Annotated in this window: 18 protein-coding genes; 8 read left to right on the top strand and 10 right to left on the bottom strand. The window is 74.3% G+C overall.

Annotation, left to right across the window (positions count from 1 at the left end; all coding sequences use genetic code 11):
- Nucleotides 1–2 precede the first annotated feature (2 nt).
- Together mobA and C229_RS31025 are read left to right on the top strand one after the other, a co-directional pair.
- Complete coding sequence (gene mobA, locus C229_RS0118005; protein WP_018656488.1) at nt 3–653, top strand: molybdenum cofactor guanylyltransferase; 651 nt, start codon at nt 3–5, stop codon at nt 651–653.
- On the top strand, nt 601–873 hold the full coding sequence (locus tag C229_RS31025; RefSeq protein ID WP_018656487.1) for a DUF6457 domain-containing protein: 273 nt from the start codon (nt 601–603) through the stop codon (nt 871–873). Before mobA ends, C229_RS31025 begins: the two co-directional genes overlap by 53 nt.
- 4 nt (nt 874–877) lie before the next feature.
- On the opposite strand, the gene C229_RS0117995 is transcribed toward C229_RS31025, so the two are convergent.
- Nucleotides 878–1,102, bottom strand: coding sequence for a hypothetical protein (locus tag C229_RS0117995; RefSeq protein WP_018656486.1), 225 nt, complete (start codon nt 1,100–1,102; stop codon nt 878–880).
- Between the two features lie 101 nt (nt 1,103–1,203).
- Here C229_RS0117995 and C229_RS31020 point away from each other — a divergent pair, with 101 nt between their 5' ends.
- Nucleotides 1,204–2,631, top strand: coding sequence for a DHA2 family efflux MFS transporter permease subunit (locus tag C229_RS31020; protein ID WP_018656485.1), 1,428 nt, complete (start codon nt 1,204–1,206; stop codon nt 2,629–2,631).
- Here the strand turns inward: C229_RS31020 and C229_RS0117985 are convergent.
- Together C229_RS0117985 and C229_RS0117980 are read right to left on the bottom strand one after the other, a co-directional pair.
- Nucleotides 2,612–3,394 (bottom strand): tryptophan 2,3-dioxygenase, encoded by a 783-nt coding sequence (locus C229_RS0117985; protein ID WP_018656484.1) that lies wholly within the window; start codon nt 3,392–3,394, stop codon nt 2,612–2,614. The two genes, C229_RS31020 and C229_RS0117985, sit on opposite strands and share 20 nt — an antisense overlap.
- A gap of 43 nt (nt 3,395–3,437) precedes the next feature.
- Nucleotides 3,438–3,941, bottom strand: a complete 504-nt coding sequence (locus C229_RS0117980; RefSeq protein WP_018656483.1) for a MarR family winged helix-turn-helix transcriptional regulator — start codon at nt 3,939–3,941, stop codon at nt 3,438–3,440.
- Between the two features lie 104 nt (nt 3,942–4,045).
- Between C229_RS0117980 and icmF the strand changes: the two genes are divergently transcribed.
- Complete coding sequence (gene icmF, locus C229_RS0117975; protein WP_018656482.1) at nt 4,046–7,267, top strand: fused isobutyryl-CoA mutase/GTPase IcmF; 3,222 nt, start codon at nt 4,046–4,048, stop codon at nt 7,265–7,267.
- Entirely contained in the window at nt 7,264–8,007 is a 744-nt protein-coding gene (locus C229_RS0117970; RefSeq protein ID WP_018656481.1) for a helical backbone metal receptor, read from the top strand. Before icmF ends, C229_RS0117970 begins: the two co-directional genes overlap by 4 nt.
- Nucleotides 8,008–8,048: 41 nt before the next feature.
- Here C229_RS0117970 and C229_RS0117965 read toward each other — a convergent pair whose 3' ends face one another.
- Nucleotides 8,049–9,200: an acyl-CoA dehydrogenase family protein gene (locus tag C229_RS0117965; RefSeq protein ID WP_018656480.1), complete on the bottom strand. Its 1,152-nt coding sequence runs from the start codon at nt 9,198–9,200 to the stop codon at nt 8,049–8,051.
- A 370-nt stretch (nt 9,201–9,570) separates the two neighbouring features.
- A complete protein-coding gene (locus C229_RS0117960) occupies nt 9,571–9,900 on the bottom strand; it encodes a DUF3099 domain-containing protein (RefSeq protein ID WP_018656479.1) in 330 nt (109 codons plus the stop codon).
- 78 nt (nt 9,901–9,978) lie between these two features.
- On the opposite strand from C229_RS0117960, the gene C229_RS0117955 reads away from it, so the two are divergent.
- Nucleotides 9,979–10,191, top strand: a complete 213-nt coding sequence (locus C229_RS0117955) for a dodecin (RefSeq protein ID WP_018656478.1) — start codon at nt 9,979–9,981, stop codon at nt 10,189–10,191.
- A 52-nt stretch (nt 10,192–10,243) separates the two neighbouring features.
- Here C229_RS0117955 and C229_RS0117950 read toward each other — a convergent pair whose 3' ends face one another.
- A complete protein-coding gene (locus C229_RS0117950) occupies nt 10,244–11,635 on the bottom strand; it encodes a metallopeptidase TldD-related protein (protein ID WP_018656477.1) in 1,392 nt (463 codons plus the stop codon).
- Entirely contained in the window at nt 11,632–13,131 is a 1,500-nt protein-coding gene (locus tag C229_RS0117945; protein WP_018656476.1) for a TldD/PmbA family protein, read from the bottom strand. Before C229_RS0117945 ends, C229_RS0117950 begins: the two co-directional genes overlap by 4 nt.
- A 161-nt stretch (nt 13,132–13,292) precedes the next feature.
- Here C229_RS0117945 and C229_RS0117940 point away from each other — a divergent pair, with 161 nt between their 5' ends.
- Together C229_RS0117940 and fabI are read left to right on the top strand one after the other, a co-directional pair.
- A complete protein-coding gene (locus C229_RS0117940) occupies nt 13,293–13,997 on the top strand; it encodes a beta-ketoacyl-ACP reductase (protein ID WP_026313904.1) in 705 nt (234 codons plus the stop codon).
- A gap of 5 nt (nt 13,998–14,002) precedes the next feature.
- Nucleotides 14,003–14,788, top strand: a complete 786-nt coding sequence (gene fabI / locus C229_RS0117935) for an enoyl-ACP reductase FabI (protein ID WP_018656474.1) — start codon at nt 14,003–14,005, stop codon at nt 14,786–14,788.
- Nucleotides 14,789–15,055: 267 nt separating this feature from the next.
- Here fabI and C229_RS34350 read toward each other — a convergent pair whose 3' ends face one another.
- The 3 genes from C229_RS34350 to C229_RS0117920 all read right to left on the bottom strand — a co-directional run bounded on the left by C229_RS34350 (nt 15,056) and on the right by C229_RS0117920 (nt 18,620).
- Nucleotides 15,056–15,700, bottom strand: coding sequence for a hypothetical protein (locus C229_RS34350; RefSeq protein ID WP_155884900.1), 645 nt, complete (start codon nt 15,698–15,700; stop codon nt 15,056–15,058).
- A gap of 206 nt (nt 15,701–15,906) precedes the next feature.
- Nucleotides 15,907–17,625, bottom strand: coding sequence for a helix-hairpin-helix domain-containing protein (locus C229_RS0117925; RefSeq protein ID WP_026313903.1), 1,719 nt, complete (start codon nt 17,623–17,625; stop codon nt 15,907–15,909).
- A gap of 41 nt (nt 17,626–17,666) precedes the next feature.
- Nucleotides 17,667–18,620, bottom strand: a complete 954-nt coding sequence (locus C229_RS0117920) for an aldo/keto reductase (RefSeq protein ID WP_026313902.1) — start codon at nt 18,618–18,620, stop codon at nt 17,667–17,669.
- Nucleotides 18,621–18,678 lie beyond the last annotated feature (58 nt).

The raw sequence follows: 18,678 nt of genomic DNA, 5'->3' as shown, positions 1-18,678 counted from the left end.
GGGTGTTCGACGCCGTCGTGCTGGCGGGCGGCCGGGCCCGGCGGCTCGGCGCCGACAAGCCCGCCGCGACCGTGGCGGGCCGCCCGCTGCTGGCGTGGGTGGCGGACGCGGTGCCGGACGCCGCGCGGCTCGTCGTCGTCGGCCCGCACCGCCCCGGCCTGGCGCCCGGCGCGGTCACCGTCCGGGAGGACCCGCCGGGCGCGGGCCCGATTCCAGCCCTGCGCGCGGGCCTCGCGCACGTCACGGCCCCGCACGTCACGCTGCTCGCCGCCGACCTGCCGTTCCTGCGCCCCGCGCACCTGGCCGCGCTGCGCGCGGCGGCGGGCGACGGGGGAGCGGTCCTGCTCGACGCGGCCGGGCGCGAGCAGTGGCTCGTCGGCCACTGGCCCGCCGCGCGCCTGCGCGCCGCGCTCGACGGCTACGACGGCGCGTCCGTGCGCGGCCTGCTCGGCCCGCTCGCCCCGGTCGGCGTGACGCTGCCCGGCGGCGGCGCCCCGCCCTGGTTCGACTGTGACACGCCCGCCGAACTGGCGGCCGCCGACCGGATCTCCGCCGCGTGCCAGAGTGGCGGGACGGCACCGACGAGAGGGGACGTCCCGCATGCTGGAGGAATGGATTCAGGCGGCCTGCCTGGAACTCGGCATCGCCCGTGACGAGCTGGACCGCGGCCTCGTCCTCGACCTGGCGCGCGACGTGGCGCACAACGTCGCCCGTCCCGGTGCCCCGCTGACGACGTTCCTGCTCGGCCTGGCCGTCGGCCGGGGCACCCCGGTCCGCGACGCCGCCGCCCGGCTCACCGCCCTGGCCGAGGGCTGGGAGGGCGACCGCAGGACCGAGCGCGAGGCGCAGCACCGCGCCGCAGGCGACGCCTGACCGGCTAGGCGTCCCGGTCGGCGACGGGCACGATGTCGCGCAGGAACGACCGCTGGTCGAGGAAGGCGCCGAGCGTGGCGCGGTGCTCGTCGCAGGCGAGCCAGATCTTGCGCCGCTCCGGCGTGTGGACCTTGGGGTTGTTCCAGCGCAGCGCCCACACGGCGTCGGCGCCGCAGCCCTTGGCGGAGCAGCGCAGGTCGGTCGGGAGCGCGGCGTCGGTCTCGGTCACCGCACCAGGGTCGCACAGCGCCGCGTCCGCCCCGGTAAAGGGGTGGGCAAGCCGGTGACCGGCGCCGTTTGACGGCGCCGCGCCGGGAGAGGAACCGCCTCATGTCCACCCGGGCGGAGCACGCGACCCCACCGCAGGACCGGGCCCGCCGGTGGCGGGCCCTCGCCGTGTGCCTGGTCGCCGCGTTCATGACCCTCCTGGACGTCAGCATCGTCAACGTGGCGCTGCCGTCGATCCGCTCCGGCCTCGGCGCCTCGGAGTCCGAGCTCCAGTGGATCCTGTCGGGCTACGCGCTGGCGTTCGGCCTCGTCCTGGTCCCGGCCGGGCGGCTCGGCGACGCCCGCAGCCGCCGCGCGGTGTTCCTGTTCGGCCTGGCCCTGTTCACGCTGTCCAGCGCCGCAGCCGGGCTCGCGCCGGGCGTCGGCTGGCTGATCGCGGCGCGGCTCGTGCAGGGCGTCGCGGGCGGCATCCTCAACCCGCAGGTCGCGGGCCTCATCCAGCAGCTCTTCGAGGGCAAGGAACGCGGCAAGGCGTTCGGCGCGCTCGGCTCGGTCATCGGCGTCGCCACCGCCGTCGGGCCGCTGCTCGGCGGCGCGCTCATCGCGCTGGCGGGCAGCGACGACGGCTGGCGCTGGGTCTTCTACGTCAACATCCCGGTCGGGCTGGTCGCGCTGCCACTGGCCTGGCGGCTGCTGCCCGCCCCCGTCTACGGCGACCGGCAGGGCCTGGACCCGCTCGGCGTGGTGCTGCTCGGCGCGGGCGTGCTGACCGTCATGCTGCCGTTCGTGCAGGCCCAGCAGTGGGAGGGCGCCGCCAAGTGGCTGCTGGTGCCGGCCGGCGCCGCGCTGCTGGCGGCGTTCGTCGCCTGGGAGCGGCGCGCGGCGTCCCCCATCGTCGACCTCGGCCTGTTCCGGCTGCGCTCCTACGCGCTCGGCGCCACGATCGCCCTGCTGTACTTCGCCGGGTTCACGGCGGTCTTCTTCATCTTTACCCTCTACCTCCAGAACGGCCTGGGTTACAGCCCGCTCGGCGCCGGTCTGGCGATCACGCCGTTCGCGGTCGGGTCGGGCACCGCCGCGCAGATCGGGGGACGCCTGGTCGACCGCTTCGGCCGCCCGCTGGTCGCCTTCGGCCTCGGCATGGTGCTGGGCGGGCTCGTCCTGGCGTGGATCGCCGTCGAGCTGCACCCCGGCGCCGGGGTGGCCTGGTGGACGGCGCTGCCGCTGCTCGTCACCGGGTTCGGCAGCGGCCTGGTCATCTCGCCCAACCAGACGATCACCCTGTCGGAGGTCCCGTACACCGAGGGCGGCAGTGCGGCGGGAGTGCTCCAGACGGGCCAGCGGGTCGGCACCGCGATCGGCGTCGCGGCGGTCGGCGCGGTGTTCTTCGCCAGCGTGCCGGGCGGCTGGGCGGCGGCGTTCCGGCACGGTCTCATCGTGACGCTCGGCTTCGTCGTGCTGGCGCTCGCCGCCGCCGTCACCGACCTGCTCCTGGGCCGCAGGGACCGGGCTACAGCGGAGCGTCCCTGATCCGCGACCGGACCTCCCACAGGTCCGGGAAGGCGGGCGCCGCCAGCGTCGACCGCAGGTAGTCCGCGCCCGCCGAGCCGCCGGTGCCGATCCGGGCGCCGAGCGTCCGCTCGACCATCTTCAGGTGCCGGTACCGCCACTCCTGCACGCCCTCGTCCAGGTCGACCAGCGCCTCGCACACCTCGACGGCCGGGCCGCCCTCGCCCTCGTAGACGGCCAGCAGCACGGCCTGCACGGCGCCGTCCGGCGTCCACGGCCGCGCGGTGTCGCGTTCCAGCGCGGCGGCGGGCACCGGGTGGCCCTGCCGGGCCAGGTAGCGCAGCAGCGAGTCGAACACCGACCGGCGGGTCGCGGCGGCCCGCAGCCGGGCGTCGTCGCGCAGCGCGGCGGGGGACAGGGCGCGGCGGCCGAGGACGGCCTCGATCTCGCGGAACTGCGCCGACTGGAACCCGCTGGAGGTGCCGAGCGCCGACCGGAACGCCGCGAACTGCCGGGGCGTCATCGTCTCCAGGATGTCGAGCTGGCCGACGACGGTCTTGAGGATCGTCGCGACGCGCCGCGCGGTGTGCAGCGTCCCGGCGCTGTCGCCGTCCTCCAGCCGCCGCTGGAGCCGCGCCGTCTCGTGCAGGATCTGCTTGAACCACAGCTCGTACACCTGGTGGACGACGATGAACAGCGGCTCGTCGTGGGCGTCGGTGAGGGGCTCCTGGCAGGACAGCAGCGTGTCGAGGCGGAGATACCCGCCGTAGGTGATATCGGTCACCCGACCACATTAGGCCCGTCGCACGCGTCCGCGTGGAATCCGGTCAGGGGGCGACCTCTCCGGCCGAGACGCGGACGGCGCGCAGCGCGCCGGTGATCGCCTCCGCCTGCTCGGCGGTGAGGTCGGGGACACCGAACCCGGCGTCGTGCAGCGCGGCGGTGGCCGTCTCGGCCAGCTCGCGCCCGGCGGGGGTGATCTCGGCGAGGACGACGCGCCGGTCGGCGGGGGAGGGGCCGCGGGTGACCAGGCCGCGCGCCTCCAGCCGGGAGATGACGTTGGTGACGGACGCGGCGTGCACCATGAGCCGCTGGCCCATCTTGCCCATCGGCAGCGCGCCGGTCCGGGCGAAGGCGAGCAGCCGCAGCGCCTCGTAGGCGGCGAAGGTGAGGCCGCAGGGCTTCAGCGCGGACTCGATGCGGCTGAGCAGGATCTGCTGGGCGCGCATCACCGAGGTGACGGCGGCCATGTGGTCGGCGTGCTCGGGCCACCGGGCGCTCCACTGGCGGTGCGCCTCGGCGATGGGGTCGAGCGGCTCGCTGGTGGGCACGGCACCACCGTATGCCACCGGAGGCCGCTTGACCGGCCGCCGCACCCCGATTACTTTGAAGTTCAAATATTGGAAGTCAAAGCGCCGAGGCCGGGGAGGCCGCCATGCCGGACCAGGACAAGCACGTACCGGTCCACCCGGTGCGGTTCGTGACGGCCGCCGCCCTGTTCGACGGCCACGACGCCGCGATCAACATCATGCGGCGCATCCTCCAGTCCCAGGGCGCCGAGGTCGTCCACCTCGGCCACGACCGCTCGGTCCGCGAGGTCGTCGACGCCGTCCTGGAGGAGGACGCCCAGGGCGTCGCGATCAGCTCGTACCAGGGCGGCCACGTCGAGTACTTCGAGTACCTGGCGACCGCGCTGGCCGAGGCCGGGGCGGGCGAGGTGCGGGTGTTCGGCGGGGGCGGCGGCGTCATCGTCGCCGACGAGATCGCCCGGCTGTCCGCCGCCGGGGTGCGGATCTTCTCCCCGGAGGACGGCCGCCGCCTCGGCCTCCCCGGCATGATCAACGAGCTGGTGCGGTCCTGCGACGTGGACCTGGCCGCCGCGCCGCCCGCGCTGGACGCCGTCCTGTCCGGCGACCGCCGCGCCCTCGCCCGCGCGATCACCTGCCTCCAGGCCGGGCGGCTGCCGGACGCCGACCGCGACGCGCTCCGCGCCGCCGCCGCGCGCCGCCGCGTCCCCGTCCTCGGCATCACCGGCACCGGCGGGTCCGGCAAGTCCTCGCTCACCGACGAGCTGGTCCGGCGGCTGCGCGTGGACCAGCAGGACAAGCTGCGCGTCGCCGTCCTGGCCGTCGACCCGACCCGGCGGCGCGGCGGCGGCGCCCTGCTCGGCGACCGCATCCGCATGAACGCCCTGGACGGCGACCACGTCTACTTCCGCTCGCTGGCCACCCGGGGCGCCCGCGAGCTGCCGGACGGCATCGAGGACACGGTCGCCGCCTGCGCCGCCGCCGGATACGACCTGGTCGTCCTGGAGACGCCCGGCATCGGGCAGGGCGACGCCGGGATCGCGCCGCTCGCGGACGTGTCGCTGTACGTGATGACGCCCGAGTTCGGCGCCGCCTCCCAGCTCGAGAAGATCGACATGCTGGACTTCGCGGACGTCGTCGCGATCAACAAGTTCGAGCGGCGCGGCGCCGCCGACGCGCTGCGCGACGTCGCCCGCCAGCTCGTCCGCAACCGCGAGGCGTTCGGCGCCGCGCCGGACGACATGCCCGTCTTCGGCACCAGCGCCGCCACCTTCGACGACGACGGCGTCACCGCCCTGTACGCGCACCTCGCGGGCCGCCTCGCCGAGCACGGTCTGCCGCTGGAACCGGGCACGCTGCCCGTTCCGGCGACCCGCGTCTCCACCGGCCTCACGCAGGCGATCCCGGCCGCCCGCGTCCGCTACCTGGCCGAGATCGCCGAGACCGTCCGCGGCTACCACGCCGAGACCGCGCGGCAGGCCGCCGCCGTCCGCCGCGTCCAGCGGCTGGAGGAGGTCCGCGCCGAGCTGAGCGACACGGCCGAGGTGGACGCGCTGCTGGACGGCGCCCGCCGCGCCGTCGCGCCCGCCGACGCCGGGCTGGTCGCCGGCTGGCCCGCCGTCGTCGCGGCGTACGCGGGCGACGAGCAGGTCGTCCGGGTCCGCGACCGCGAGCTGCGCACCACCCTCGCCCGCGAGTCGCTGTCGGGCAGCCGCATCCCGCGCGTCGCGCTGCCCCGCTACACCGACCACGGTGAGCTGCTGCGGTTCCTGCGCGCCGAGAACCTGCCCGGCCGCTTCCCGTTCACCGCCGGGGTCTTCGCGTTCCGCCGCGACAACGAGGACCCGGCCCGCATGTTCGCGGGCGAGGGCGACCCGTTCCGCACCAACCGCCGCTTCAAGCTGCTGTCGGACGGCCAGCCCGCCACCCGCCTGTCCACCGCGTTCGACTCGGTCACCCTCTACGGCCGCGACCCGGGCGAGAGCCCCGACGTCTACGGCAAGGTCGGCACGTCCGGCGTCTCGGTCGCCACCCTGGACGACATGAAGGCGCTGTACGCCGGGTTCGACCTGTCCGCGCCCACCACGTCGGTCTCCATGACGATCAACGGCCCGGCCCCCACGATCCTGGCGTTCTTCCTCAACACCGCGATCGACCAGGCCCGCGAGGCGTTCCGCGCCGAGCACGGCCGCGAACCGGACGCCGCGCAGGACGCCGAGCTGCGCACCCGCGTGCTCACCACCGTGCGCGGCACCGTCCAGGCCGACATCCTCAAGGAGGACCAGGGCCAGAACACCTGCATCTTCTCCACCGAGTTCTCGCTGCGGATGATGGGCGACATCCAGCAGTGGTTCATCGAGCAGGGCGTCCGCAACTTCTACTCGGTGTCGATCTCCGGCTACCACATCGCCGAGGCCGGGGCGAACCCCATCAGCCAGCTCGCGTTCACCCTGGCCAACGGCTTCACCTACGTGGAGTCCTACCTGGCGCGCGGCATGGACGTGGACGACTTCGCCCCGAACCTGTCGTTCTTCTTCTCCAACGGCATGGACCCCGAGTACAGCGTCCTCGGCCGCGTCGCCCGCCGGATCTGGGCCGTCGCGATGCGCGACCGGTACGGCGCCGGCGAGCGCGGGCAGAAGCTCAAGTACCACGTGCAGACCTCGGGCCGCTCCCTGCACGCGCAGGAGATGAACTTCAACGACATCCGCACCACGCTCCAGGCGCTCATCGCGATCTACGACAACTGCAACAGCCTGCACACCAACGCCTACGACGAGGCCGTCACCACCCCGAGCGCCGAGTCGGTGCGCCGCGCGCTGGCGATCCAGCTCATCATCAACCGCGAATGGGGCCTGGCGATGAACGAGAACCCGCTCCAGGGCTCGTTCGTCATCGACGAGCTGACCGACCTGGTCGAGGCGGCCGTGCTCGCCGAGTTCGACCGGCTCAGCGAGCGCGGCGGCGTCCTCGGCGCGATGGAGACCGGCTACCAGCGGGGCCGCATCCAGGACGAGTCGATGCTGTACGAGCGCCGCAAGCACGACGGCACCCTCCCGATCATCGGCGTCAACACCTTCCGCGCCCCCGAGGGCGAGGAGCAGGACGCGGCGGGGCTGGAACTGGCCCGCGCCACCGAGACCGAGAAGCGGTCGCAGCTCGACCGCGTCCGCGCCTTCCAGGACGCGCACCGCGCCGAGGCCGTCGCGGCGCTGGACCGGCTCAAGCGGGCGGCCCGCGACGGCGAGAACGTGTTCGCCGTCCTGATGGACGCCGCCCGCGTGTGCAGCCTGGAGCAGGTCACCGACGCGTTCTTCGAGGTCGGCGGCCAGTACCGGCGGAACGTGTGACGCCGCCGCCGGTGCGGCGGGTGGTGTCGCTCGTCCCGTCGCTCACCGAGTCGCTGGCGGCGACGGCGCCCGGGCTGCTGGTCGGCGCGACCGACTGGTGCACCCACCCCGCCGGACTGGACGTCGCCCGCGTCCGGGGCACCAAGAACCCCGACGTGGACGCGATCACCGGGCTTCGCCCCGATCTCGTCCTGGCCAACGCCGAGGAGAACCGCCCCGCCGACCTGGACGCGCTGCGCGCCCGGGGCCTGCGCGTCTGGCTCACCGACATCCGCACCGTGGACGAGGCGTTCGTCCAGCTCCGCGCGATGCTCACCGACGGCTGCGGCCTGCCGGTCCCGGCGTGGCTGGCCGCCGCCGAACGCGCCTGGGCGGACGTGCCGCCGGGCGAGCCGCGCCGCGCGATCGTCCCGATCTGGCGCCGCCCGTGGATGGTCGCCGGGCACGGCACCTTCACCGGCGACGTGCTGGCCCGCCTCGGCGTCACCAACGTGTACGCGGCCCACGCCGAGCGCTATCCGAAGATCCCGCTGGACGAGCTGAACGCCTCCGGCGCCGACCTGGCCGTCCTGCCCGACGAGCCCTACCTGTTCACCGCCGACGACGGCCCCGAGGCGTTCCCCGACCTGCCCTGCGCCCTGGTCAGCGGCCGGTACCTCACCTGGTACGGCCCCAGCCTGGCCGCCGCCCCGGCCGCGCTGCGCGCCGCCCTGGACGCCCCGCTCCCGCCCCGGGGCTGACCGCCGCCCGCCCGGACCCGGGCGGGCGGGGGTGCCGGTGATCAGACGCCGATGTCCTTGGCGATGATCGTCTTGAGCACCTCGCTGGTGCCGCCGTAGATGCGGGCGACGCGGGCGTCGGTGTACAGGCGGGCGATCGGGTACTCCAGGATGTAGCCGTAGCCGCCGTGGAGCTGGAGGCACTTGTCGACCACGCGGGCCTGCGCCTCGGTGCAGAACAGCTTGGTGACGGCGGCGTCGGCGGGCGTCAGCTCACCGGCGTCCAGCGCCTCGATCGCGCGGTCGACCAGCGAGCGGGCGGCCTCGACGTCGGTGGCGCACTCGGCCAGCACGAACTTGGTGTTCTGGAACGCGGCGACGGGCCGCCCGAACACGGTGCGGTCCTTGACGTACCGGCGCGCGAACTCCACCGCCGCGGCGGCCGACGCGTACGATGTCACGGCGATGCCGAGCCGCTCCTCGGCCAGGTTGTGCGTCAGGTACTCGAACCCGCGCCCCTCCTCGCCGAGCAGGTCCTCGACCGGGACGCGCACGTCGCTGAACGACAGCTCGGCGGTGTCGGAGCTGCGCAGCCCGATCTTCTCCAGCTTGCGGCCGACCGCGTAGCCCTCGCTCGTGGTGTCCACCACGAAGATCGACAGCCCGGCCCGGCGGTTCTCGGGGTCGGCGGGGGAGGTGCGGGCGACGACGAGCATCCGGTCGGCGAGCACGCCGCCGGTGATGAACGTCTTGGCGCCGTTGAGGACGTAGTGGTCGCCGTCGCGCCTGGCGGTCGTCTGCATGCCCGCCAGGTCCGAGCCGGTGCCCGGCTCGGTCATCGCGATGGCCGTCATCATCTCGCCGGAGACGAACGGCGGCAGCCAGCGCCGCTTCTGCTCCTCGTCGCCGTACTTGAGCAGGTACGGCAGGACGAGGTTGACGTGCACGCCGTAGCCGCCGAAGCTGACGGCCGCGCGGGCGCACTCCTCCGAGACGACGGCCTGGTACTTGAAGCTCGTCTCGCCCGCGCCGCCGTACTCCTCGGGCACCTGGATGCCGAAGACGCCCAGTTCGCCGAGCTTGCGGTAGAAGTCGCGCGGCGGGTGCCCGTCGTGCTCCCACTGGTCGTACACCGGCGCGACCTCGGCCTCGATGAAGTCCCGGATGGTCTCCCGGAACGCCTCGTGGTCCTCGTTGTACAGCGTGCGGCGCATGGCCCGCCCTCCCTCGGTCATCCTCAGTTCTGGAACGAGATTCTAATTTGTCGGACGTGCGCGGGCGCACACCGGGGTCCGGGGAGAGGGGGACGGCGCCGCCGCGACGCGCATGGGGGGTAACGACAACGTGGCGCCGGGGTGAGCCCGCGAAGGGGCGGCGCGAGGCCGCCGGGACGGCCCGGCGCGCCGCGAAGATCATCCAGGAAAGTTAAAAGCGGCGCCGGGTGGATACGGGGGCAATCCACCCGGCGCCGCATCATCGGTGTTCCGACGGGGGCCCGGAACACCGGCAGTGGCGCCCCGACGGGGGACCAGAGCGCCAGTACAAATCGTACACCGAAACCCCCCGTCCTTAGTCAAGAGAATGTCACGACCCGATTTCTGGTCGCTGTCCGGAAACGGCCTTGTCGTGCTGGCTTTGCGGCGTGCCGAAGCTGCCGCGCGCCACCGGCTCGCGTCCGGCGTTGGCGACCACGACCGCGACGTAGGGCAGGAAGACCGCTCCGAGGACGAGCCCCAGCACGACCGCGAACGGCGCGCCCGCGACGGCCGTGAGGATCGCGGCGAGGAAGCAGCCCGTGCGGATGCCCATGGACATCAGGTAGCGGCGCTGGCGGGACGCGATGTCCAGCGAGAGCGGCCGGGGCGCGTCGGTGACGGTGTGGACGTCGGCGACGCGGCGTGGATTGACCTTCACGTTTCCACGGTAAGCCCCTTTACGTCCGCCTACCACACCGGGCCCGCCGGGGCCGCGTCCGAGGAGGAGCCACAGCACATGGGCGACAACGTCTACCGCGTCACCGAGATCGTCGGCACGTCCACCGAGTCGGTGGAGGCCGCCATCCGCAACGGCGTCCAGCGCGCCGGGCAGACCCTGCGCAACCTCGACTGGTTCGAGGTCACCGAGGTCCGCGGCCACATCGAGGAAGGCGCGGTCGCGCACTTCCAGGTCGGCCTCAAGGTCGGCTTCCGCCTGGAGGACGGCTGACGCGCCCGGCCCGTCCCGCGAGGGACGGGCCGGACCCGCCGTCCCCCGGGCGCTAGGACGCCTGCGACACCGTCGACATGTTGAAGTCGGGGACGCGCAGCGCGGGCATCGCCGCGCGGGTGAAGTAGTCCGACCACTCGCGCGGCAGCGTCGGCACCGTCGCCCCGGCCTCGGAGACGCGGCCGAGCAGGTCCACCGGCGACTCGTTGAACCGGAAGTTGTTCACCGCGCCGACGACCGCGCCGTCCTCCACGAGGTAGACGCCGTCGCGGGTGAGGCCGGTGAGCAGCAGCGTCTGCGGGTCGACCTCGCGGATGTACCACAGGCACGTCAGCAGCAGGCCGCGCTCGGTGCGGGCGACCATGTCGTCCAGGGACGCGCCGCCGTCCGGCCCCCGCATGATCAGGTTGTCGATCCCCGGGGTGACCGGCAGCCCGGTCCGGTCGGCCGAGTGCCGCGTCTGCGTGAGCGCGTTCAGCGTCCCGCCGGAGATCCACTCGGTCGGCTCCAGCGGCAGCCCGTTGTCGAACACCGACGCGTCCCGCCCCGAGGCGTGCGCGACGACGAACGGCGCCGCCTCCAGCCCCGCCGCGCGCGGGTCGCTGGCCAGCGTCAGCGGCAGCCCCGCGATCCGCTCGCCGACGCGGGTGCCGCCGCCGGGCTTGGAGAACACCGTGCGGCCGTCGGCGGCGTCGCGGGCCCCCGCCGACCAGTACAGGTAGATCATCAGGTCCGCGACGGCGCTCGGCGGCAGCAGCGTCTCGTACCGCCCGGCGGGCAGGTCGACGCGCCGCTCGCCCCAGGACAGCCGGTCGGCCAGGCTCCCGGTGAGCGCGGTGACGTCCACGTCGGTGAAGTCGCGGGTGCCCGCGCCCGCCCACGCCGAGCCGCCCGCGCCCTTGGCGTTCAGCTCCAGCAGCCCGGTCGGCTGGTCGTGCCGCAGCCGCAGCCCCGCCGACGACCCGACGTACGTCGAGGTCACCGTGTGGTTCGCGAACCCGTACAGCCGCCGGTCGCCGGCCTCGGCGCGCGCGAACGCCTCGCCCAGCGCGGGCGCCAGCTCCGCGTACACGCCGATGCCGGTCTCGCCCGGCGGCTCGTCCCACGCGCCGCCGCCCGCGCCGTCGCCGGTGAGCAGCGGCGCCGCGTCCTCAGCGGCGTCGGACGCGCCCGCCACGGCCTCGGCGGCGCGCACCACGTCCTCGATCCCGGCCGCGTCCACCGCCGCCCGCGACACCACGCCCGACGCGACGCCCGCGCCGGTCTTGCGGAACGCGATCACGGTGAGCCGCGAGCCGCGCGTGACGCCGTTGGTCGTCAGCGTGTTGCCCGCGAAACGCAGGTTCGCGGTGGTGGTCTCGTCGGCGATGACGACGCAGTCGTCGGCGCGCGACAGCGCCAGCGCCCGCTCCACGGCCTCCTGCGGCCGGAGAATGCCGCTCACTGGCCCCCCTCCTTCAGCGTGTTGAGGATGTTGACGCCGCGGAACAGCGCCGCCGGGCAGCCGTGGCTGACCGGCGCGACCTGCCCCGGCTGGCCCTTGCCGCAGTTGAACGCGCCGCCCAGCACGTACGTCTGCGGGCCGCCGACGGCCTCCATCGCGTTCCAGAAGTCGGTCGTCGTCGCCTGGTAGGCGACGTCGCGGAGCTGCCCGGCCAGCCGGCCGTTCTCGATCCGGAAGAACCGCTGGCCGGTGAACTGGAAGTTGTACCGCTGCATGTCGATCGACCAGCTCTTGTCACCGACGATGTAGATCCCGCGCTCCACGCCCGCGATCAGCTCGTCGGTGGACGGGCCGTCCGGCGCGGGCGCCAGCGACACGTTCGCCATCCGCTGGATCGGCATGCTGGACGAGGCGTCAGCGAACGCGCACCCGTTGGACCGGGCCGCGCCGGTGAGCCGCGCGATGCGGCGGTCGGTCTGGTAGCCGGTGAACAGGCCGCCGGTGATGATCGGGAAGCTCTGCCCCTCGACGCCCTCGTCGTCGTAGCCGACCGTGGCCAGGCCGTGCTCGGCGGTGCGGTCGCCGGTGACGTTCATGACCGGTGAGCCGTAGCGCAGCGCGTTCAGCTTGTCGGGCGTGGCGAACGACGTGCCCGCGTAGGCGGCCTCGTAGCCGAGCGCGCGGTCCAGCTCGGTGGCGTGCCCGATCGACTCGTGGATCGTCAGCCACAGGTTCGACGGGTCGACGACGACGTCGTAGGCGCCCGGCTCGACCGACGGCGCGGCGAGCTTCTCGGCCAGCAGCTCGGGCATGCGCGCCAGCTCGCCGTTCCAGTCCCAGTGGCCGCCGGTCAGCCACTCGTAGCCGCGCCCGACGGGCGGCGCGAGCGTCCGCATCGTGTCGAACACGCCGTCGCCGACCGCGACGGCCTGCACGACCGGGTGCACGCGGACGCGCTGCTGCGTGGTGACGGTGCCGTTCAGGTCGGCGTAGAACTTGTTCTCCCTGACCTGGAGCAGCGAGGCGTCCACGTGGTCGACGCGCGCGTCGTCCAGCAGCCGCCGCGACCAGTCGGTCAGCAGCGCGATCTTCTCGGCGGCCGGGACGGCGAACGGGTCGGTCTCGTAGGCCGACACCCAGGTCCGCTCGCCGTGCGACGGCTCGGGCGCCAGCTCGATCGGCTCCCGGTTCACGGCGGCGGCCAGCTCGGCGACCTCGACGGCCTGCTGCGCGACCTTGGCCGCGCCGCCGGTGGTCAGGTCGATCCCGGCGGCGAAGCCCCAGGTGCCGTTCTTGACGACGCGGACCGACAGGCCGAGGTCGTCGGCGTCCAGCGCCGTCTCCGGCGCGGCATCGTAGAGACGGAGGGTCTGGCTGCGGATGCGCTCCAGCCGGAAGTCGGCGTGCTCGGCCCCGAGTTCACGGGCCCGTGTCAGCGCGGCGTCCGCCAGCGCCCGCAGCGGAAGTGCGGTGAAGTCCGGATCAATGTCATGCACTCTCGGCAACCTACCCGGTGCGCCCGCGCCGTCCGGGCGGTTGCGGACGGGCGCGCGGACAAAGGCGGGAGCGGCGTTCTTGTCGGGTCGGGACATCACCCGGGGGAGGGGCGGACCGCTACGCTCCCCTACGTTGTGATGTGGCTAACGAGAGGTACGACATGAGTCGCTCTGTCCTCGTGACCGGGGGCAACCGGGGCATCGGGCTGGCCATCGCGCGGGAGCTGGCCGCCGCCGGCGACGCGGTCGCCGTCACCTACCGGTCCGGTGAGCCCCCCGAGGGCCTGTTCGCTGTCCGCTGCGACGTGACCAGCACCGAGGACGTCGACGCGGCGTTCGCGAAGGTCGAGGCGGAGCAGGGGCCGGTGCAGGTCGTCGTCGCGAACGCGGGCATCACCAAGGACACGCTGCTCGCGATCATGAGCGAGGAGTCGTTCACCTCCGTGCTGGACACCAACCTGACGGGCGCGTTCCGCGTCGCCAAGCGGTCGGTGAAGGGCATGATGCGGGCGCGGTCCGGGCGGATCGTGCTCGTGTCGTCGGTCGTCGGGCTGCTCGGCTCGGCCGGGCAGGCGAACTACGCGGCGTCCAAGGCCGGAATGGTCGGGTTCGCGCGGTCGCTGGCCCGCGAGCTGGGGTCGCGCGGCATCACGGTCAACGTCGTGGCGCCCGGCTTCGTCGACACCGACATGACGCAGGCGCTCACCGAGGACCAGCAGAAGACGATCAAGTCGGTGATCCCGCTCGGCCGGATCGCGCGGCCCGAGGAGGTCGCCAAGGCCGTCCGGTTCGTCGCCAGTGAAGACGCCGCCTACATCACCGGTGCGGTCATCCCGGTGGACGGCGGCCTGGGAATGGGGCACTGAGCGCCGTGGGCATCCTCGAAGGCAAGCGCGTCCTCGTCACCGGCGTCCTCACCGACGCCTCCATCGGCTTCCACGTCGCCCGCATCGCGCAGGAGCAGGGCGCCGAGGTCGTCCTCACCGCCTACCCGCGCCCGACGCTGACGGCCCGCATCGCCAAGCGGCTGCCGACGGGCCCGGACGCGCCGCCGCCGGTGCTGGAGCTCGACGTCATGAACCCCGAGCACCTCGACTCGCTGGCCGGACGGCTGCGCGAGGCCGGGTTCGACCGGCTCGACGGCGTCGTCCACGCGATCGGGTTCGCGCCGCAGAACGCGCTGGGCGGCAACTTCCTGGAGACGCCGTGGGAGGACGTCGCCACCGCCGTGCACGCCTCCACGTACTCGCTGAAGGCGCTGACGATGGCGTGCCTGCCGCTGATGACCGAGGGCGGCGCCGTCGTCGGGCTCGACTTCGACGCGACCAAGGCGTGGCCCGTGTACGACTGGATGGGCGTGGCCAAGGCGGGTCTGGAGTCGTGCTCGCGGTACCTGGCCAAGTACCTGGGGCCGAAGAACATCCGGGTCAACCTGGTCGCGGCGGGGCCGCTGGCGACGATGGCGGCCAAGAGCATCCCGGGGTTCGAGGGGATGACGGACATGTGGCCGCAGGTGGCGCCGCTCGGGTGGGACATCAAGGACAGTGAGCCTACGGCTCGGGCCGTCGCCGCTTTGCTGTCGGACTGGTTCCCGGCCACCACCGGGGAGATCGTGCATGTGGACGGGGGGCTGCACGCTATGGGGGGGCCGTCTTAGGGCTTTCGCGCTCTTGGCGCGGTTGCGGGTTGTGGTTGGTGGGCTCGGTTGTCCGGTAGTTCGGCCGGACTTGTTGGTGCGAGGGGCGTGTTTGCTGCCGCGACTGCGTCGCGGGGGGTCAGGGCCTCTTTGGCACCGCCGCAGAGGGCTTGATCATCCTCCCTTCGGTCCGGATGATCAAGCCCTCTGCGGCGGTGCGGCCCTGACCCCGGGGCCGGTTGTTCGCGTGTATACGGTTCTGCCGGGCCTCGCGTGGTTGCTCTTCGTCTAGCGGGTGGTGCGTCTGCGGGTGGCTCGGCCGATGACCATGAGCTGTAGGGCTCCTACGGCGCCCGCTGCGGCTGCTGCCGTTGCTACCCAGAGCATTTCGCCGTTGGCGGGTTCTGCTGCCGCTACTTGGGAGATCAGGCGGGTCTGCGGGACCGTCGCCGTGGCGTCGGGGAGGGTGTTCGGGTCGGTGGCGACCTGGGGGGCCGGGAGGATGCCGGTGCCGGGCGTCGGGGTGTAGGGCTGCGCCACGGTGCGGCTCATCGTGGTGACGCCGCCGGACGGCGGGGGCTGCGGAGCCGGGATCGTGCCCGTGGGGACCTGCGCGGACGGCGCCTTCGGCTTGGCGACCGGCCTGCTCTTCGGCGCCTTGGCGGGGGCCTTCTTCGGCGGCTTCGCGGGCTTGGCGACCGGCTTCTTCACCGGGGGCTTCGGGGTGGGGCTCGGCTTCGGCTTCAGCCCCTCCTCGAAGTTCTTCCACTGGCACTTCCAGTTGTCGATCGTGCTGGCGGGATCGGTGCCCTTCTTGCACTCGGCCGGGGCCGCGGCCTGCGCGGAGGGGGCGCCGAGGAACACCAGCGCCACGACCCCGGCGGGGACCGCCGTCGCCGTGCCGAGCCGCCGGAAGCGTCGCTGCTGGGGCATCTCACTCCTTCGGGCGGGGGAACCCTGTCGTTGACATGCAGTCCAATGACTGTACGCCGACCGAGCCCGGTTCGGCACGGTCCGACCCGACCGATCGTGCCGCAAACCCCGCCGCCGGTAAATGCCGCAAGCGTGTATCGGACGAATAAACCCCGGAATCTTCGTACTCGGCGACGATGTGCGGGCCGGAGACGCCCGCGCGGCGGCTACTGCACGACCAGTCCGGCCAGCCGCGTCCGCCGCGCGGCGCCGGGCGTCTCGCGGACCGCGCGGGCCAGCGCGGGCCCGGCGGCCTGCACGACCGACAGGTGCCGGTGCGCCAGCCCGAACGCCGTGGCCACCATGGGCCGCGACAGCGGGACCTCCGGCCCGAGCACGGCGACGATCGCATCGCGTGGTGCGCCCCGCACGAGCGCGACGGGCGCGGCCCACCCATGCCGCAGCCGGTTCGCCAGCGCGGGCGGCACCGTCGCCGTCCCGCCCGCGAACTCCACGACGAGCCCGTCCGGGCCGCCGCCGGTCACCAGCCCCGGCTCCCCGGCGGCGGCGAACGGCAGCGGCACCGCCGTCACCACGCGGTCGCCCTCGTCGAAGCCGCCGAACCGGCCCGGCCCCGGATTGAGCCGCTCCTTCAACGCCCGGTTCAACGCCTCGGCGCCCGCCTCGCCGCCCCCGGCCGGAGCGACCACCTGCACGTCCCCGGCCGGTACGCCGAGCGCGCGCGGGATCGAGTCGGCGACGAGCTGCACCGCCCGGTGCACGGCCTCCCCGGCCGACGCCGCCGGAACGATCACGACCTCGCGCTCCGGCGCCTCCACGGCCACCAGCTCCCCGCCGCGCACCGCCGCCACCAGCGTCTCCAGCGGCCCCGCCGCCGTCCCCGCCTCCAACTCCACGACCGGGACGGTCTGCGACGCCTCCAGGTCGTCCAGCACCCGGCCCGGCCCGGCGGGCGGCGCCGCGCCCGGTGCCGCGCCGAGCACCAGGTGGCAGCCGTCCGGGCACGCCTCCACCAGGACGGCCGCCAGCTCGACGTCCAGCCCGGCCGCGTCCGTCACGATCAGCAGGTCCAGCTCGAACGGCCGCTGCTCGCCCCGCCCGAACACCACCGCGCCCGGCGCGGCGCCCGGCGCGTCCGCGGGCTCCAGCAGCGCGTGCAGCGCCACCGCCTCCCCGGGGACGAGCGCGGCGGCGTGCGCGGTCGGCGCCGCCACCGCGACCCGCAGCTCGGCGGACGCGGCGGCGCCCGCCACGGCCGCAGCCGTCGCGGCCACGTCGGCGGGAGCGCCCCGCCAGACCGACACGCCGGTGCCGAGCGCGGCCGTCAGCGCCAGCGACCGGTCCTCGGCCAGCCCCTCGCGCAGCGCCCGCACCGTCTCCTTGTCCAGCAGCGGCCCGGCCGTCGCGGTGAGCCGCTGGAACCCCTCGGCCGCCGCCTCCTCGGCCGTCGCCCAGCGGGTCAGGCCCAGCGTCTCCTCCGGCTCGGGCAGGTCGGCGTCCTCGTCGAACGCCTCCTCGTCGAACTCGGGCTCCTCGGTGAGGGCCAGCACCTCGCCCTCGTTCAGCGCGTCCTCCACGGCCCGGCGCGGATCGGCGACGCGGGCGCGCTCCAGCTCGGTCACCACGTCCGCGACGGGCGTCACCGTGTGCCCGCGCCGCGCCGCGTCGGCCAGCAGGTGCTCGACCAGCGCGGCGCCCCGGCGCGGGTCGTCGGGGCGGGCGGCGTCGCCGAGGACGGCGCGGGCGAAGTGGTCGGCCTGCGCCGGCGTGACGCGCGGCAGCCGCAGCAGCCGCCACGGATCGCCGCGCAGCGTCCCGGCCGCGCCGGGCCCGAACCGGGCTTGTGCCGCCCCGGTCAGCGCGGCGGGCACGCCCGCCCCGGTCAGCAGCGCGGTCAGCTCGTCGGCGGCGGGAGTCTCGGTCACGTCGGTCACGGTCGTCCAGGGTCTCGGAGGCGGAACTCGGGTCAGGGATGGGCGGCGGTCACGTCGGAGACGTCGTCGAGCGCGGAGCGGATCTCGTGCGGCAGCGTCAGCTCCTCGCTGGCGAGGGCCTGCGCGAGCTGCGCGGCGGTGCGGGCCCCCACGATCGGCGCGGCCACGCCGGGACGGTCGCGCACCCAGCTCAGCGCCACCGCCGCCGGGGACGCGCCCAGCCCCTCGGCCGCCGTCACCACCGACTCCACGATGCGGGCGCACTCCTCGTCCAGGTACGGCCGGACGAACTCGCCGAACCGGTCGCTGGCGGCGCGCGACCCGGCGGGGATGCCGGTGCGGTACTTGCCGGTCAGCACGCCGCGCCCCAGCGGCGACCACGGCAGCAGCGCCGCGCCCGCGTCCACCGTGGCGGGGACCAGCTCGCGTTCGACATCGCGGCTCAGCAGCGAGTACTCCTCCTGCACGGCCACGATCGGCGCCCGCCCCGGCCACGCCTTCTGCCACGTCGCGGCCTTGGCGATCTGCCAGCCCGTGTGCCCCGCCATCCCCACGTACCGGGTGCGGCCGGACATCACGGCCTCGTCCAGCGCCGACAGCGTCTCCTCCACGGGCGTCGACGGGTCGGGCACGTGCAGGTGCCACACGTCCACGTGCTCGACGCCCAGCCGGTCCAGCGAGGCGTCCAGCGCGCCGATGAGGTGGCGGCGCGACCCGTCGTAGCGCCCGTCGGGCCGGATCGCGGACTTGGTGGCGATCACCAGCTCGTCGCGGTCGGCCTCCTCGCGCAGCAGGTGCCCGATGATCCGTTCGGCGTCGCCGTCGCCGTACACGTCGGCGGTGTCGAGCAGCGTGCCGCCCGCCTCCCGGAACGCGCGCAACTGCGCCGCGGCCTCGCCCGGCCCGGTGTCCTGCCCCCACGTCATCGTGCCGAGCCCCAGACGGGACACCCGCAGGCCGCTCCGCCCGACGTGACGCTCTTCCATAGACCAGCAATCTAGCTGTGTTTGCTTTGCCGCGCCTCCGCGCGGCGGGGGGTCAGGG

It is taken from the genome of Actinomadura flavalba DSM 45200 (assembly GCF_000374305.1).
GTDB classification, from domain to species: Bacteria; Actinomycetota; Actinomycetes; order Streptosporangiales; family Streptosporangiaceae; genus Spirillospora; species Spirillospora flavalba.
The sequence above is the reverse complement of the archived record's forward strand: the minus strand, read 5'-3'. Positions and strand labels throughout refer to the sequence as shown.